The following is a 15,784-nucleotide window of genomic DNA, read 5'->3' as shown; positions in this document are numbered from 1 at the left end:
TGCTGTTCAAGGGCGAGGATTTTGTGCATGCGGGCTTGGAGAGGGCGATGTGATCACGCCAAATCCCCACCGTCACCCCGGACTTGTTCCGGGGTCCACTCTTCCACTCGCGGTGCCGTCGCTTGTTGCTCGGTGGGCCCGGGAACAAGTCCGGGGTGACGGGGCTCCGTTGTGAAGCTGCGCCTCCTCATCATCGTTTTCCTGATCGCATCGGGACTGCTGGGGCTTTTAGGGCTTGCCACGCTCTTCGCTTGGTCAATGGCAGACTTTGACTGCGCTGACGGATACTGGGAATGCCGCAAGGCGATGGTTGGTCCGGTAGCGATGTATTTGGGGTTGCCACTCGCGGCTTGGTTAGTGCTTGCAGGGCTGCTCGTGCGGGAATGGAAAAAGGCTTAATGCTCAAAAAAATCCTCGTCGCCAATCGTGGTGAAATCGCCTGCCGCGTGTTCCGCACCGCCAAACGCATGGGCCTCCAGACCGTCGCGGTCTATTCGGATGCCGATGCGCGGGCGCCGCATGTGCTGATGGCGGATGAGGCGGTGCGGCTTGGTCCTGCGCCCGCTGCGGAAAGCTACCTCAAGGCCGACCTGATCCTCGCGGCCGCCAAGGCGACCGGCGCGGATTGCATCCACCCCGGCTATGGCTTCCTGTCCGAGCGGGAGAGTTTCGCCAAGGCCTGTGCGGACGCCGGCATCGCGTTCGTCGGCCCGCCGCCGAACGCCATCGCGGCGATGGGCGACAAGATCGAATCGAAGAAGCTCGCCAAGGCGGCCGGCGTCAACGTCGTCCCCGGCTATCTGGGCGAAATCGCCGACACCGAGGAAGCGGTGAAGATCGCCGCCGAGATCGGCTTCCCCGTGATGATGAAGGCGTCGGCCGGGGGCGGTGGCAAGGGCATGCGGCTGGCTTATTCCGAGCAGGACGTGCGCGAAGGCTTCGAGGCGACCAAGCGCGAGGGGCTGGCCAGCTTCGGCGACGACCGCGTGTTCATCGAAAAATTCATCGAAAGCCCGCGCCATATCGAAATCCAGGTGCTGGGCGACCAGCATGGCAATATCGTCTATCTCAACGAGCGCGAATGCAGCGTGCAGCGCCGCCACCAGAAAGTGGTGGAGGAAGCGCCGTCGCCCTTCGTTACTCCGAAAATGCGCCAGGCAATGGGCGAGCAGGCCGTCGCGCTCGCCCGTGCGGTGGGCTATTACAGCGCGGGCACGGTCGAACTGATCGTGTCGGGCGCGGATACCACCGGCGAAAGCTTCTATTTTCTGGAGATGAACACCCGGCTGCAGGTGGAGCATCCGGTGACCGAGGCGATTACCGGCGTCGATCTGGTCGAGCAGATGATCCGGGTGGCAGCGGGCGAGAAGCTGCCGTTTACGCAAGGCCAGATCGGCATCAACGGCTGGTCGATCGAAAACCGCGTCTATGCCGAGGATCCCTATCGCGGCTTCCTGCCGTCGACCGGGCGACTGGTGCGCTATGCGCCGCCTGCAACCGGCGCGCCCGACGGCGACCGGCCCTATGTCCGCGTCGATGACGGCGTTTGCGAAGGGGGCGAGGTGAGCCGCTTCTACGACCCGATGATCGCCAAGCTGATCACCTGGGCGCCAACCCGCGAAGGCGCGATCGATGCGCAGATCGCCGCACTCGACGCGTTCGAGATTGACGGCCCCGGGCACAATGTCGATTTCGTCTCCGCACTGATGCAGCATCCGCGCTTCCGCGCCGGCGCGCTGACCACGGGCTTCATTGCCGAGGAATATCCCGACGGCTTCCATGGCGCGCCAGCCACGCCCGAGTTGATCCGGGCGCTGGCGGCGATTGCGGCGGGCAATGCCTTCACGCTCGATGCGCGCGCGCGGCAGGTGGATGGCCAGCTGGGCGGCACCACGCGGCCCGGCACGCGCTGGCAGGTGCGCATCGGCGGCCATGACCATGACGTGGTGCTGGGCGAGGGGCATGCCCTGGTCGACGGCCACCGGATCGAGGGCAGCTGCGACTGGCAGCCGGGCGCGCGCCTGGCCCATGCAACGGCCGATGGAGAGGCGCTGACGGTGAAGGTCGCCCGCGCATCGGGCGCATGGCTGCTCACCACCCGGGGCGCCACGCACCGCGCCCGCGTGCTGCCTGCCCATGTCGCCGCGCATGCGCACCACATGATCGAAAAGGTGCCGCCGGACCTGTCACGCTTTCTGCTGTCGCCGATGCCGGGGCTGTTGATGCGGCTTCATGTCGATGTCGGCGACCGGGTCGAGCCGGGTCAGCCGCTGGCGGTGGTCGAAGCGATGAAGATGGAAAATATCCTGCGTGCGGAAAAAGCCGGCACGGTGAAGTCGGTCGCCGCGCGCACGGGAGACAGTCTGGCCGTCGATGCGATTATTCTGGAGATCGACTGAAATTCTGTTGTGAATAAGTCGCTGTCGCCATTGCGATATCGTCGCCTCACGTTATGGATTGCGACATATTGATACATATTCGCGGGTGACGGGGGCGTCTTAGATGGGCATGACAGTGGCAATGGTCCGCACGTCTTTTGCCCTGCTCGCCTTCGCCCCGTTGATGCTCGCCGGCTGCGCGGTCGGCCCCAATTATCACCGGCCGGAACCCGCCACACTCGGCGTGCCCGATGCCTTTTCCACCCCCAGCGTGCCGGGCGTGCGGCCCGAGCTGGAACAATGGTGGACCAGCTTCAACGACCCGCAACTGAACGCGATCGTCGAGCTGGCGCTGAAGCAGAATCTTGACGTGGCACAGGCCGTCTCGCGCCTACGCCAGGCGCGCGAGCAGCTGATTCAGCAGAATGCCGGGCTGTTCCCCACCGTTTCCGCCAATGCCGGCTATTCGCGCAATATCGAGGTGCGCGGGCGCACCTTTGGCCAGATTACCAATGCCGGCATCGTCAACGAGAATTACGTGCTGTCGGCCGACGCCTCCTATCAGGTCGATCTGTTCGGCGGGGTGCGGCGCGGGATAGAGGGCGCGCGCGGCAGCCTGCAATCGAGCGGCTACAGCCTGGCGCAGGTGCGCGCCTCGGTCGCGTCGGAAGTGGCGCGCAACTATATCCTGCTGCGCGCGGCGCAGGCCAATGCCGCCATCGCGCGCGGCAGCCTGGCGCTGCAGGACGACAATCTGGAAATCGCGGGCTTCCGCGTGCAGGCCGGGCTCGTCTCCGGCCTCGATGCCGAGCAGGTCCGTGCCCAGCGTGCACAGACCGCGACGCAGGTGCCGACCTTCGACCAGAGCTTTGAACAGGCCGCCAACCGGCTGGGCGTGCTGACCGGCCAGGCGCCGGGCGCGCTGAAGGAGCAGCTGCGGGCGATCAAACCCATCCCCAAAGGGCCGGACGCGGTGCCGGTGGGGCTGCCCGCTGATCTCATCCGCATGCGCCCCGATGTGCGCGTGGCGGAGCGCAACCTGGCGGCGGCAACCGCGCAGATCGGCGTCGCCAAGGCGCAGCTGTTCCCGCAGCTGACGCTGGGCACCAGCATCAACACCAACGCCTCGTCGATCGACCTGCTCACCAATATCATCACCGGCCGCGTGTTCGGCCAGCTGGCGCAGACGATCTTCGACGCCGGGCGCAACCGCGCGGTGGTGCGCCAGCGCCGCGCCGCGGCCGAACAGGCCTTTGGCGCGTATAAGGCAGCGGTGCTGACCGCGCTTGAAGATGTCGAAAATGCGCTGACCGCGCTCGCCACCGCGCAGCGCCGCCAGCGCGACTTCATGATTGCAGCGGAAGCATCGGAAAATGCGGCACTGCTCGCGCGCAGCCGCTATCGTGCGGGGCTGACCGATGTGCTGACGCTGAACACCGCGGAAACCTCGCTGCTGACCGCGCAAAATGGCCTGGCGCAGGCCAAGTCGGATCAGGCGCAGGCGCTGGTGCGGCTCTATCTGGCGCTGGGCGGCGGCTGGGACGCCGATGGCCCGGTGCCGACCGCGCCCCCGTTGAAACATGGCGACGGCCAGCCCGCCGCTCCCTCCAGCCCGACCAAATAGGATCGTTCATGGCCGACGCCGCTTCCACCAATCTAGACGATTTTCTGGGGCAGAAGCCGGTGCCCGCGTGGCGGCGCTGGGGCAAATGGGTGCTGGTCGCGATTGGCGTGGTGCTGCTGGTGCTGCTCGCGATGCGGCTGCTCGCGCCCGCGCCCAAGCCCGGCTATGCGACCGAAGTGGCGCAGCCCGGCGACCTGACCGTCACCGTCTCCGCCACCGGCAAGCTGGCGCCGACCAACCAGGTCGATATCGGCTCCGAAGTCTCGGGCCTGGTGTCGAAAGTGATGGTCGATGTGAATGACCGCGTCACGGCCGGTCAGCCCATCGTCTATATCGACCCGGCGCGCTTCCGTGATGCAGTGAACCAGAGCCGTGCGCAGCTGAACGCCAACATCGCCGCTGTCGGCCAGGCGCAGGCGACGCTCGCTCAGGCCAGTGCGCAGCTCGCCCGGCTGGAGGAAGTGAACAAGGCATCGGGCGGCCGGGTGCCGTCAAAGACCGAGATGGACCAGGCCGTGGCCGACCGCGACCGCGCGGTTGCCAATCTGCGCGCGGCACAGGCCAATGTGGCACAGGCGCGCGCCACCCTGTCGTCCAACGATTACAACTATGTGCGCGCGGTCATCCGCTCGCCCGTCAACGGCGTGGTGCTCGCGCGCCAGATCGAGCCAGGGCAGACGGTCGTCGCCTCGTTCAACACGCCGACCCTGTTCGTGATTGCCGAAGACCTGACCAAGATGAAGCTGGAGGTCGCGATCGACGAAGCCGATGTGGGCGAGGTGAGCGCCGGTCAGCAGGCGACCTTCACCGTGGACGCCTTCCCGGGCGAGAAATTCCCCGCTTCCATCACGCGGGTCGATCTGGGATCCAACCTGTCTGCGCAAAGCTCCACAACGGCGGGGTCGACCAGCAATCAGGTGGTCAGCTATTCCGCGACGCTGGCGGTCTCCAACCCTGCGCAGAAGCTGCGTCCGGGCATGACCGCGACGGCCGACATCACCACCATCCAGAAGAAGAATGTGCTGCTGGTGCCCAATGGCGCGCTGCGGTTCCGCCCGGCCGAAGGAAGCGCGGCACCGCAGAGCGGCATTGCCAGCGCGTTCGGCCCGCCCCGGCTGCGGCGCGGCGGTGAGCGCACGGCGACAATCGCGCGTGGTTCCCGCCAGAATCTCTATGTGCTCCAGGCCGATGGCACGCTGAAGCAGCTGGAGGTGATCGCCGGCAACACCAACGGCACGATGACCGAGATCGTGGGCGGCGACCTGAAGGCCGGCATGAAGGTGGTGACGGGCCAGCTGGCGCCCGGGGCCAAGCAGGGCGAGGCGGGCGGTGGCCGCTGAGCCGCGCCCGGCGTCCCCCGCGCCGCTCATTGCGCTGCGTGGGGTGACCAAGACCTATGGCAGCGGGCCGACCGCGTTCCAGGCGCTGAAGGGCGTCGATCTGGACGTGACGCCGGGCGATTTCGTCGCGGTGATGGGCGCGTCGGGCTCCGGCAAGTCGACGACGATGAACATTCTCGGCTGCCTCGACGTGCCCAGTTCCGGCAGCTTCACCTTCAAGGGCGTGCGAGTGGAAGGGCTGGACCGCGACCAGCGTGCGCTGCTGCGCCGCCGCTATCTGGGCTTCGTGTTCCAGGGGTTCAATCTGCTCGCGCGCACCACCGCGCTTGAAAATGTCGAGCTGCCGCTGCTTTATCGCGGCGATGCGCGCAAGGTGCGGCATGACGCGGCGATGGCCGCACTCGACCAGGTCGGCCTTGCCCCTTGGTGGGACCATACGCCGGCCGAGCTTTCCGGCGGGCAGCAGCAGCGCGTGGCGATTGCCCGCGCGATCGTGACCAGCCCGGCGGTGCTGCTCGCCGACGAGCCGACCGGCAATCTGGACAGCGAACGCTCGGTCGAGATCATGGAATTGCTGACCCAGCTCAACCGCGACAGCGGCATCACCATCCTGATGGTGACGCACGAGCCGGACATGGCCGCCTATGCCAACACCATCGTGATGTTCAAGGACGGGCTGGTTGAAAGCATCGAGACGGGCAGGCGGCGCCAATGATCTGGACGACATTGCTTCTCGCGCTGCGCTCGATCGCCCGGCACAAGCTGCGCTCGTTCCTGACGACGCTGGGCATCATCATCGGCGTGGCGGCGGTGGTGACGATGGTGACGCTGGGCAAGGCGACGACGGCGGCGGTGCAGGCGTCGATCTCGTCGCTGGGGACAAATATTCTGCAGGTGCGGCCCGGCCAGGGCTTTGGCCGTGGCGGCGGCGGCCCGCGCCCGCCCGACTTCAAGATCGAAGATGTGGACGCGGTGCGCAGGCAGATTTCGGGCGTGCGCATCGTGGCGGAGGAAGCCCAGTCGACCGGCACCGCCGTTTATGAGGGCGGCAACTGGTCAACCACCGTCAACGGCACCACCAATGATTTCTTCCGCGTCAATCCCTGGCCGATCGCCTCCGGCCGCGAGTTCACCGATCAGGAGATTTTCGCCGGCAAATCGGTGTGCATCCTGGGCAACACCGTCAAGAAGAACCTCTATCGCGACAAAGATCCGGTCGGCACGCGCATGCGCATCGGCGGCATCAGCTGCGATGTCGTCGGGCTGCTGATCGCCAAGGGGCAGGCGGGCTTTGGTGCCGATCAGGACGATGTGGTGGTAATGCCGATCAAGGCGGTGCAGCGCCGCATCACCGGCAACCGCGATGTGCGGGTGATGCTGGTCGGCGTCGACGCGGCCTATTCAACCGCGCAGGTGCAGGCGTCGATCACCAGCCTGTTGCGGGAGCGGCGCAACATCACCAATGGCAAGGAAGATGACTTCTTCATCTTCGACACCAACCAGATCAACCAGACGCTGACCCAATCGACCACGCTGCTGACCGGCATCGTCTCCGCCGTCGCAGCGATCAGCCTGGTGGTGGGCGGGATCGGCATCATGAACATCATGCTCGTCTCCGTCACCGAGCGGACCCGCGAGATCGGCATTCGCCTGGCGATTGGCGCAGTTGCGCGCGAGGTGCTGCTGCAGTTTCTGGTGGAGGCGATTGCGCTGTCGTGCCTGGGCGGCGTGATCGGGCTGGTGCTGGCGCAGGCAGTGATCGCCGGGCTGGTGCCGGTGCTGGGCGTGAAATGGCTGTTCGACCCGCAGATCAACATCGTGGCCTTTGCGATTTCGGCGGTGATCGGCGTCGTGTTCGGCTATTTTCCGGCCCGCCGCGCGGCGAGTCTGAACCCCATCGACGCGCTGCGCCACGAATAAGCGTGGGTGCCGTGCCAACGGGGCTTTAGCCGCTCGCCAAGCCGCGCTACACCACACTCCTGAACATCGTTAGTTGAAAGTGCCTTGATGCCCCGTGCCCTGCTGCAGGCCTGTGCCACCGTTGCCGCCCTTGCGCTGATTCCGGTCGGCACCAGCGCGATCGCCCAGGTCGATTCCGACAGCTATCGCGAGCTCGACCAGTTTATGGACGTCTATAATCTGGTGAAGTCCAAATATGTCGACCCGGTCGACAACAAGGTGCTGGTGCGCGGCGCGATCGACGGCATGCTCGCCGCGCTCGATCCGCACAGCTCCTATGAGGACGGCGCCGATTACGAGAATCTGAAGATCCAGACTGAGGGCAAATATGGCGGCCTTGGCCTGTCGATCACCATGGAGGACGGCATCGTCAAGGTGGTGACCCCGCAAAAGGACACGCCGGCCTGGCGCGCCGGCATCAAGTCCGGCGACTATATCACCCATGTCGACGGCAAGTTCGTCTATGGTCTGACCCGCGACGAGGCGGTCGGGCAGCTGCGCGGCAAGCCGGGCTCGAAAGTGACGCTGACGGTTGCGCGCAAGGGGCAGGACAAGCCGATCCAGCTGACGCTGACGCGCGAGGACATCACCATCAAGCCGGTGACGTGGGACGTGCGCGGCGACATCGGCGTGATCAGCATCAACACCTTCTCCGAAGGCACTGGCCGCTATACGCGTGAGGCAGTGGCCGGCATCCGCAAGCAACTGGGCCATGCGCCGCTGGGCTATATCATCGACCTGCGCGACAATGGCGGCGGCCTGCTGAACGAGGCGGTCGCGGTGTCCGATGCGTTCATGGAGCGCGGCGAGATCGTCTCGCAGCGCGGGCGCGACAAGGGCGACATCCAGCGCTTCTATGCACAGTCGGGCGATGCCACGCTGGGCGCGCCGCTGGTGGTGCTCATCAACGCGGGTACGGCGTCGGCCTCCGAAATCGTCGCCGGCGCGCTGCAGGACCAGCACCGCGCGATCGTGGTCGGCGAGCGCAGCTTCGGCAAGGGGTCGGTGCAGTCGCTCCTCCAGCTCGGCCCGCGCACCGATGTGCGGCTGACCACCGCGCGTTATTACACGCCCTCGGGCCGCTCGGTGCAGGAAGGCGGGATCGACCCGGACGTGCCGGTGCCGCAGCTGTCCGACGCCGATTATCGCAGCCGGCCGGTGGTGCGCGAGGACGATCTGCGCCGGCACCTGCTCAACTCGGCCAAGGCCACCGACCGAATCGTCGAGGATGACGGCAAGCCCGACCCGCGCTTTGCCGCGACCGCGCCCGATCTGAAGGCGAAGCGGATCGACGATTACCAGCTTTATTACGCGCTGCAGACGCTGGCGCGGCTGGGCGGGCCGACGCAGGTGGCGGCGATTGCGCGGCTGGGCGCGCCCAATCCGGGCCGGGCCGATCTGGCGCCCGCTGCCACGCCCGCGCCGGCAGACGCGCCCAAGCCCTGATGCCGGGCCGGAGTTTCGTCACGGCGCGCTGGCTCGCGCTGCTGGTGCCGGGCGCGCTGATGGCAGGGGCGCTGGGCTCGCAATATCTGGGCGGGCTTTATCCCTGCGAGATGTGCCACTGGCAGCGCTGGCCGCATTATGCCGCGATTCTGCTGGCGCTGCTGGCCTTTGTGCTGCCGGCACGGGCGCCGCGCGGCGTGCTGGTCGCGCTCGCGGCCTTTGCCGTGCTGACCAGCGGCGCGATCGGCGTTTTCCATGCCGGCGTCGAATATCACTGGTGGCCGGGCATCACCGCCTGTTCCAGCACGGTCGCGGCCGGCGGCGATCCGCTCGCCGCGATCATGCATGCCCCCATCGTGCGGTGCGACGTGCCGCAGTGGAGCTTTGCCGGGATTTCGCTCGCCGGCTTCAACGCGCTCTTTTCGCTGGGCGGTGGCATCGCCATATTGGCGCTGATGGCAGCAAGGAGGCGCTGATGGCCCGGTGGAAACCCGGCGACCCCCGGCGGCGGACCGACGCGATGGTGCGCGTCGATCAAGCCGGTGAATATGGCGCGACGCGGATCTATGCCGGCCAGCTGGCGGTGATGGGCGACCGGAGCACCGCCGCGCGCGAAATCGCCGGCATGGCGCAGCAGGAGGAGCGGCACCGCCTGTTCTTCGACCGGATGATCGCCGAGCGCGGCGTTCGGCCCACGCTGTTGCAGCCCTTCTGGAATGTCGCGGGCTTTGCGCTGGGCGCAGCGACCGCAGCGCTGGGGCCGGCGGCAGCGATGGCCTGCACCGCCGCGATCGAGACCGAGATCGACCGGCATTATTCGGAGCAGCTCGCCGAGCTGGGCGATGACGATCCCGAGCTGAGCGCAGCCATCGCTGATTTCCAGGCGGACGAGGTCCACCACCGCGAAACCGCGCTGGCGGCGGGGGCGGAACAGGCGCCGGCCTATCCGTTGCTGTCGGGCGCGATCCGGCTGGGATGTCGGCTGGCCATTGCGGTTTCCAAGCGGGTGTGAGTAAAGAAGGGGCCAAGGAGGCGGGTGCCATGTTGAGGTTGATGATCGCCATTGCGGCTGTTTCGTTCCCCGCCGCAACGTTCGCCCAGGCCGTCGGCCCGTCGGCTACGCCGCCGCCGCGCCCCACCACGACCAGCTCGCCCGAAACCTCGCGCGAGGCGCCGATCAACGGCGTGCTGGTGCTCTATGGCAATCAGCGCTGCCCCACCGATGCCGCCGGCAACGAAGTGGTGGTGTGCCGCCGCGTCGACGCCAATGAACAGTTCCGCATCCCCAAGACGCTGCGCGATGGCCCGATCAAGCCCGAAAATGAAAGCTGGGCAGTGCGCGCCGATGGCATCACCAATGTCGGCGCAGCCGGCATCGGCAGCTGTTCGGCGGGCGGCGGCCCCGGCGGGATGATCGGCTGCGCGAACCAGCGCTTCATCGAGGCGCGGCGCGAGAACAAGGCGAAGAAGGCCGAGCAGGCTCGCGAAGAAGCCGCGATCGGCGGCAACTGAACGGGCGACGGGTTGAACATCGCCGCACCGGTAAAGCCGGGCCAGACCGGCGGCGGCCCGCTGGCGGCGGACCGTTTCGAGCGGGTGCTGGCGGTGCTCAGCGCCATTCTGTTCGCGCTGGTGCTTGCCGCGATCGTGCGGGGCCAGCCGCGCTGGGGCGAGATGCTGGGGGTGATCTGGTTTCACCTCGCCACGGTCAGCATCGCGCTGGCGCTGACGCCGGTCATGCTGCTGCGCCGCCGGGGCGATGCGCGCCACCGGCTGCTGGGCCGCATCTGGGTGGTGGCGATGCTGGCGACGGCGATCGGATCGTTCGGCATCCGTCAGGGCAATCACGGCGGCCTGAGCGTCATCCACATTCTGTCGGCCTGGGTGCTGATCCAGGCGCCGCTGATCTGGTGGAGTGCCCGCACCCACCGCATCGCCATGCACCGCAGCGCGGTGCGGGGGATGGTGACGGGGGCGATGCTGCTGGCCGGTTATTTTACGTTCCCGTTCAACCGGCTGCTGGGGCAATGGCTGCTGGGTTGAGGGGCGGCAAATCCAAAAAAGAGCGTCTCGTGGATACCGGAACGCGTTTTTTCCAACAGATGGACACCTTGTCCACATGGGCGCCCGCCTGCGCCGTGCTTGCCATCACCGGGCTTTTGCGCCAACGCACGCGGCCATGATCGGCAAAATCCTGGGATATCTCGCCCAGCTCTTTCTGGGGATGATGGCGAGCGGCGGCTATCTGGCCGTCATCGTGCTGATGGCAATCGAATCGGCGTGCATTCCCTTGCCGTCGGAACTCATCATGCCGGCGGCGGGCTATCTGGTGCAGCAGGGCAAGATGAACCTCTACCTTGCCGCCACGGCCGGGGCGATCGGCTGCAATGTCGGCTCGATCTTCGCCTATGAACTGGGCAAGCGCGGCGGCCGGCCGCTGCTGGAGCGTTACGGCAAATATGTGCTGATCGGCATGGGCGAGATCGAGGCGGCGGACCGCTTCTTCGCGCGCTATGGCAGCATGGCGGTGCTGATCGGCCGGCTGCTGCCCGCGATCCGCTCGTTCATTGCCTTTCCGGCCGGCGTCGCGCGGATGAAGCTGGTGCCGTTCCACCTTTACACCTTCATCGGTTCGTGGCCGTGGTGCTTCGGCCTGGCGTGGCTGGGCATGGTGCTGGGCGAGAAATGGGACAGCGACCCCCGCGTGAAGGCCGCCTTCCACTCGGCCGACGCGCTGATCGGCGTGGTGCTGGTGGCCGGCGTGGCGTTCTTCGTGTGGCACCGGCTGCGCGGCGCGAAGGCGGCTTGAGCGCGCGTCAGGACGGCGCGGTTGCCGCCAGCCCCAGCCCCAGCCCCAGCCCCAGCCGTGCCGCCGCCGCCCGCGTCCGTTCGTCGCGGCCCGGCGCCATCCGCGCGGCGAGTGCCTGATAGCGCGCGAGCGTCGCCGCATCGGCGCGCGCCGGGCTGCCGCTGTCGAACGGGGGTGCGGGGTCATATTCCAGGCTCAGCTGCACCAGCCGGGCATGCTCCTCCCCCCGGATCGCGGCGACCAGCGCCAGGCCGAAATCGATGCCCGCCGTCACCCCGCCGCCGGTCGCGCGGTTGCGGTCGATGACGACGCGGTCGTGCACCCCGATCGCGCCAAAGGCGGCCAGGTGATGGTGCTGCGCCCAGTGGCAGGTCGCGCGATAGCCGATCAGCAGCCCGGCCGCCCCCAGCAGCAGCGAGCCGGTGCACACGCTCGTCACCCAGCCCGCACCGGCGCCCACCGCGCGCAGCCAGGCCAGCGTGGCTTCGTCCTCCATCGCATCGTTCACGCCGAAGCCGCCCGGCACGCACAAAATGTCGGCGCGCGGCACCTCGGCAAAGGTCGCGGTGGGGAGCAAAGCAAAGCCGGCATCGGTCGGCACCGGATCGCGCGTGGCAGCGACCAGATCGATCCGGGCATTGCCCAGCCGGCTCAACACCTGCGCCGGCCCGGTCAGGTCCAGCTGGGTGACGTTGGGGAACAGCAGAAAGGCAATGTGCAGCGGATCGGCCATGGCATCCTCCCTAGGGTGAAAGTTGCCCAGGCGATGCGGCGGCTAAGGGCGCGCTCCCCGGTGGTGCTCCACCTGATCGCCAGTCACGCGCCGGGGGCCAGGGTAACGCGGGGCGGCGGCTTTGGGAACGGGGTTCTGCTGCGCAGGGCGGGCAGGGGCATGCTCGCTGCAACGGCACCACCATCTCCTGCGTCACCCCGGGCTTGACCCGGGGTCCCGCTGCCTTGATGCCCCCCACCGATTTCCGTTTCGCCGCGCTCGACAAGGCGTTATAGTGCGGCGATACACGGAGGTTGGCCATGGGCATTCTCGACTTTCTTTCGAAGCAGTTCGTCGACGTTATCGACTGGGTGGAGCAGCCCGGCGATCTGGGGTTCCGCTATCCGATGCAGGACCGCGAGATCCAGAACGGCGCGCAGCTGACGGTGCGTGAGGGGCAGGTCGCGTTCTTCTATAACGAAGGGCAGATCGCCGACGCGTTCAAGCCGGGCATGCACACGCTGGAAACCGCCAATCTGCCGCTGCTGACCGCGCTGCAGAACTGGGACAAGGGCTTCAAATCGCCGTTCAAGGCCGATGTCTATTTCTTTAGCCAGAAGGAACAGGCCGGGCTGAAATGGGGCACCGCCCAGCCGATCACCGTGCGCGACAAGGAATTCGGCCCGCTGCGCATCCGCGCCTTTGGCAGCTATTCCTTCCGGGTGGAGGATGTGCCGGTGTTCGCCGCCAAGCTGATGGGCACGCTGGAGCATGTGACGGCGGCCGATATCGAGCCGCAGCTGAAGGGCGCGATTGCCACTGCCATTGCCACCGCGCTGGGCGGCGCGGACACCGCGTTCATCGATCTGGCCGCCAACCAGCAGGCATTGTCGGACAAGATCAAGGGCGCGGTCGACGCTGCCTTTGCCCTGTGGGGCCTCAGCTGCCGCAGCTTCTTCGTCGAAAGCGTGTCGCTGCCCGAGGAGGTTCAGAAATATCTCGACAAGGCCAGCTCGATGCGGGTGGTGGGCGATCTGGACCGCTTCACCAAGTTCCAGAGCGCCGACGCGATCGAGGCAGCCGCCGCCAATCCCGGCGGGCTGGGCGGCATTGGCGCGGGCGCGGCGGCCGGCATGGCGATCGGCCAGGCGATGATGGGGTCGATGGCGGGGGCAGCAGCCCCGGCGGCGGGCGCGGGCGGCAGCGACGATGCCTTTGCCCAGATCGAAAAGCTGCACCGGCTGATGACGGTGGGCGCGATCACCCAGGCCGAGTTCGACGCCAAGAAGGCCGAGCTGCTTAGCCGCGTTCGCTGACCGGACCCGGGCGCATGGCGCTGCATCTTCCCTGCCCCAATTGCGGGGCCGATGTCGTGTTCCGCTCGGCCGCGCTGCCGATGCGGGTGTGCGACCATTGCCAGACGATGCTGGTCCGCTCCGACGAGGGGATTGCCCAGGCCGGCAAGGCGGCGGCGCTGCCGTTCGACGTGAGCCCCATCCAGATCGGCACCGCCGGGCGCTTTGGCGGGCAGGCGTTCGACGTGATCGGCCGCATCCGCTGGGGCTGGACCGATGGCTCGTGGAACGAATGGCTGCTGCTGTTCGCGGGTGGCGGCACCGCCTGGCTGGGCGAGGCGATGGGGCAATATATGCTGACGGTCGAGCGTCCGCTCAGTGACCTGAAGATGCGGGGGCTGGCCGCGGTGCTCGCCGGCAACGACGCGGTGATCGGCGACCAGGCCGAGGTGGAGGGCGAAACGCTGTTCGTGGCGGACGCGCGCGCGGTGGACTGTCTGGCGGCGGAGGGTGAGCTGCCGTTCCGGGCGCCGGCGGGCTGGCGGATCTACAGCATCGACTTGCGCGCGCCATCGGGCAATTGCGCCAGCCTGCAGCGCGACGGGGGCGAGGCGACCTTCTATGTCGGCCGCTATGTGACGCTGGCCGAACTCGCCCCGCGCAATCTGCGTGTGATCGAGGGATGGGCGCGGCCCGATTATGCCGCCTGACGCGACCCCTGCCACAGCCGCCCCCGCGCCGGCCGTAAAGGCGCTCAGCTGCCCCAATTGCGGCGGCACCATCACGCTGCGCGCGGCGGGCTATACGGTGACGGTTGCGTGCCAATATTGCGGCAGCCTGCTCGACGTGACCAACCCCGAAGTGCGGCTGATCGAGGCGTATCACAACGCCACCGCCGAGCTTTCCATCCCGCTGGGCATGCGCGGGGTGCTGGACGGCGTGGAATGGGAAGCGGTCGGCCATATGACGCGCAGCGAAGGCGGCGCCTATCCGTGGGAAGAATATCTGCTGTTCAATCCCTATCATGGCTATCGGTGGCTGACCTTTGACGGGCGCGGCTGGAGCCTGGGCACGATGCTGACGACGGTGCCGGCGTGGAGCAGCGGGTCGCTCTCGGTCGACGGGCGCGGCTTCACCCCCTTTTTCGCCAAGACCGAGGCGCAGGTGGATTCGGTCGTCGGCGAATTCTACTGGCGCGTGCGGCAGGGCGAGCGGGTGGAGAGCGAAACCTGGGTCTCGCCGGGCTTCATGCTCTCGCGTGAGGCGAATGCGCAGGAGGCGAGCTGGACGGTGCTGCGCCTGCTGACCCCGGCCGAGATCAAGGCAGCGTTCGGGGTGGATGCGCCCGCCAATCCCTGGCCGCCGCTGCCGCACCAGCCCTCGCCCTATGGCGGCTGGCTGGGCAAGGCGACCGGCATCGCGATGGCGGCGATGGCGTTTCTGGTGGTGGTGATGCTGGTGTTCAGCGGCGGCACCCAGCTGGCCAGCACGCGGCTGTCGATCGACCCGCAGGGTCGCGACCAGAGCGCGACGATCGGCCCGATCACGCTGACCCGCGCTTGGCAGAAGGTGGAAATCAGCGCCGATGTGCCGCAGATCGACAATGGCTGGGTCGACCTCGATTATTCGCTGGTCGACCGCAAGACGCAGCAAAGCTATGACGCTTATGGCGCGGCCGAACGCTATTCCGGCCGCGACAGCGACGGGCCGTGGCAGGAAGGATCGGGCACGCGCGAGGTTTCGATCGCCAGCGTGCCCGCCGGCACCTATGACCTGGTGATTGATTACAAGGCCAATCGCTGGGCGGACCCGGCGCAAAGCGTGTTCGGTAGCGGCCCGGCCTGGTTCGAGAATGGCGCGGAGATCGCCGTTACCGCGCGCAGCGGCGGCATGTTCGCGGGCAATTTGCTGCTGGCGTTCGGGCTCATTTTCCTGCCGTTCCTCTGGTTCCTGTATCGCCAGGTGAGCTTTGAGCAGGCACGGCAGGACCAGGGCGATTTTGGCCGCAGCGGCATTGCCAAATTGCTCGAATCCCAGTCGACGGAGGATGACGAATGAGCGGGCGCACCTTCTTCTACACCGCCTGGTGCATGGGGGTGGTGCTGCTGTTCATGGCTACCGGCTATTATTCATGGTCGCCCTTTGCCGATGGCGGCCGCACACGCTCTGGCATGGGCGGCGTCTTTGTCGGCGGCCCGCGCCACAAATAGGGAGTTACGGG

General features: G+C 67.3%; 17 protein-coding genes and 1 riboswitch. Of the genes, 16 read left to right on the top strand and 1 reads right to left on the bottom strand.

What is annotated here, in order from left to right:
• The first annotated feature begins 171 nt into the window (after positions 1-171).
• The 12 genes from K2Y03_RS10505 (at position 172) to K2Y03_RS10450 (ending at position 11,556) form a co-directional block, all read left to right on the top strand.
• Entirely contained in the window at positions 172-399 is a 228-nt protein-coding gene (locus tag K2Y03_RS10505; RefSeq protein WP_294090603.1) for a hypothetical protein, read from the top strand.
• Positions 399-2,399, top strand: coding sequence for an acetyl/propionyl/methylcrotonyl-CoA carboxylase subunit alpha (locus tag K2Y03_RS10500; RefSeq protein WP_294090602.1), 2,001 nt, complete (start codon positions 399-401; stop codon positions 2,397-2,399). Before K2Y03_RS10505 ends, K2Y03_RS10500 begins: the two co-directional genes overlap by 1 nt.
• Before the next feature lie 121 nt (positions 2,400-2,520).
• Positions 2,521-4,002, top strand: a complete 1,482-nt coding sequence (locus K2Y03_RS10495; protein ID WP_294090601.1) for an efflux transporter outer membrane subunit — start codon at positions 2,521-2,523, stop codon at positions 4,000-4,002.
• A gap of 8 nt (positions 4,003-4,010) precedes the next feature.
• Entirely contained in the window at positions 4,011-5,342 is a 1,332-nt protein-coding gene (locus K2Y03_RS10490) for an efflux RND transporter periplasmic adaptor subunit (protein ID WP_294090600.1), read from the top strand.
• Positions 5,332-6,057, top strand: coding sequence for an ABC transporter ATP-binding protein (locus tag K2Y03_RS10485; protein ID WP_294090599.1), 726 nt, complete (start codon positions 5,332-5,334; stop codon positions 6,055-6,057). The genes K2Y03_RS10490 and K2Y03_RS10485 overlap by 11 nt, the downstream gene beginning before the upstream one ends.
• On the top strand, positions 6,054-7,262 hold the full coding sequence (locus K2Y03_RS10480) for an ABC transporter permease (protein ID WP_294090598.1): 1,209 nt from the start codon (positions 6,054-6,056) through the stop codon (positions 7,260-7,262). Before K2Y03_RS10485 ends, K2Y03_RS10480 begins: the two co-directional genes overlap by 4 nt.
• 87 nt (positions 7,263-7,349) lie before the next feature.
• Positions 7,350-8,747 (top strand): S41 family peptidase, encoded by a 1,398-nt coding sequence (locus K2Y03_RS10475; protein ID WP_294090596.1) that lies wholly within the window; start codon positions 7,350-7,352, stop codon positions 8,745-8,747.
• Complete coding sequence (locus K2Y03_RS10470) at positions 8,747-9,223, top strand: disulfide bond formation protein B (protein WP_294090594.1); 477 nt, start codon at positions 8,747-8,749, stop codon at positions 9,221-9,223. The genes K2Y03_RS10475 and K2Y03_RS10470 overlap by 1 nt, the downstream gene beginning before the upstream one ends.
• Positions 9,223-9,759, top strand: coding sequence for a demethoxyubiquinone hydroxylase family protein (locus tag K2Y03_RS10465; protein ID WP_294090593.1), 537 nt, complete (start codon positions 9,223-9,225; stop codon positions 9,757-9,759). The genes K2Y03_RS10470 and K2Y03_RS10465 overlap by 1 nt, the downstream gene beginning before the upstream one ends.
• Positions 9,760-9,788: 29 nt before the next feature.
• A complete protein-coding gene (locus tag K2Y03_RS10460; RefSeq protein WP_294090592.1) occupies positions 9,789-10,259 on the top strand; it encodes a hypothetical protein in 471 nt (156 codons plus the stop codon).
• 12 nt (positions 10,260-10,271) lie between these two features.
• On the top strand, positions 10,272-10,790 hold the full coding sequence (locus K2Y03_RS10455; protein WP_294090590.1) for a DUF2306 domain-containing protein: 519 nt from the start codon (positions 10,272-10,274) through the stop codon (positions 10,788-10,790).
• 136 nt (positions 10,791-10,926) lie between these two features.
• Entirely contained in the window at positions 10,927-11,556 is a 630-nt protein-coding gene (locus tag K2Y03_RS10450) for a DedA family protein (protein WP_294090589.1), read from the top strand.
• A 7-nt stretch (positions 11,557-11,563) separates the two neighbouring features.
• Here the strand turns inward: K2Y03_RS10450 and K2Y03_RS10445 are convergent, their stop codons facing one another.
• Positions 11,564-12,289: a DJ-1/PfpI family protein gene (locus K2Y03_RS10445; protein WP_294090587.1), complete on the bottom strand. Its 726-nt coding sequence runs from the start codon at positions 12,287-12,289 to the stop codon at positions 11,564-11,566.
• A 17-nt stretch (positions 12,290-12,306) separates the two neighbouring features.
• Positions 12,307-12,386, bottom strand: a riboswitch (ZMP/ZTP riboswitch).
• Positions 12,387-12,588: 202 nt separating this feature from the next.
• On the opposite strand from K2Y03_RS10445, the gene K2Y03_RS10440 reads away from it, so the two are divergent.
• Genes K2Y03_RS10440 through K2Y03_RS10425 form a run of 4 tightly spaced genes read left to right on the top strand, consistent with a single transcriptional unit; the run spans position 12,589 to position 15,773 of the window.
• Complete coding sequence (locus K2Y03_RS10440) at positions 12,589-13,584, top strand: SPFH domain-containing protein (RefSeq protein ID WP_294090586.1); 996 nt, start codon at positions 12,589-12,591, stop codon at positions 13,582-13,584.
• Positions 13,585-13,598: 14 nt separating this feature from the next.
• On the top strand, positions 13,599-14,273 hold the full coding sequence (locus K2Y03_RS10435; RefSeq protein ID WP_294090585.1) for a DUF4178 domain-containing protein: 675 nt from the start codon (positions 13,599-13,601) through the stop codon (positions 14,271-14,273).
• The gene (locus K2Y03_RS10430) at positions 14,263-15,621 is read left to right on the top strand and encodes a DUF4178 domain-containing protein (RefSeq protein WP_294090584.1); all 1,359 of its coding nucleotides are present in this window, start codon (positions 14,263-14,265) and stop codon (positions 15,619-15,621) included. The genes K2Y03_RS10435 and K2Y03_RS10430 overlap by 11 nt, the downstream gene beginning before the upstream one ends.
• The gene (locus K2Y03_RS10425; RefSeq protein ID WP_294090583.1) at positions 15,618-15,773 is read left to right on the top strand and encodes a hypothetical protein; all 156 of its coding nucleotides are present in this window, start codon (positions 15,618-15,620) and stop codon (positions 15,771-15,773) included. The genes K2Y03_RS10430 and K2Y03_RS10425 overlap by 4 nt, the downstream gene beginning before the upstream one ends.
• Positions 15,774-15,784: the final 11 nt, after the last annotated feature.

It is taken from the genome of Sphingomonas sp. (assembly GCF_019746015.1).
Lineage (GTDB): Bacteria > Pseudomonadota > Alphaproteobacteria > Sphingomonadales > Sphingomonadaceae > Sphingomonas.
This window is presented reverse-complemented; position numbering and strand designations above follow the sequence as displayed.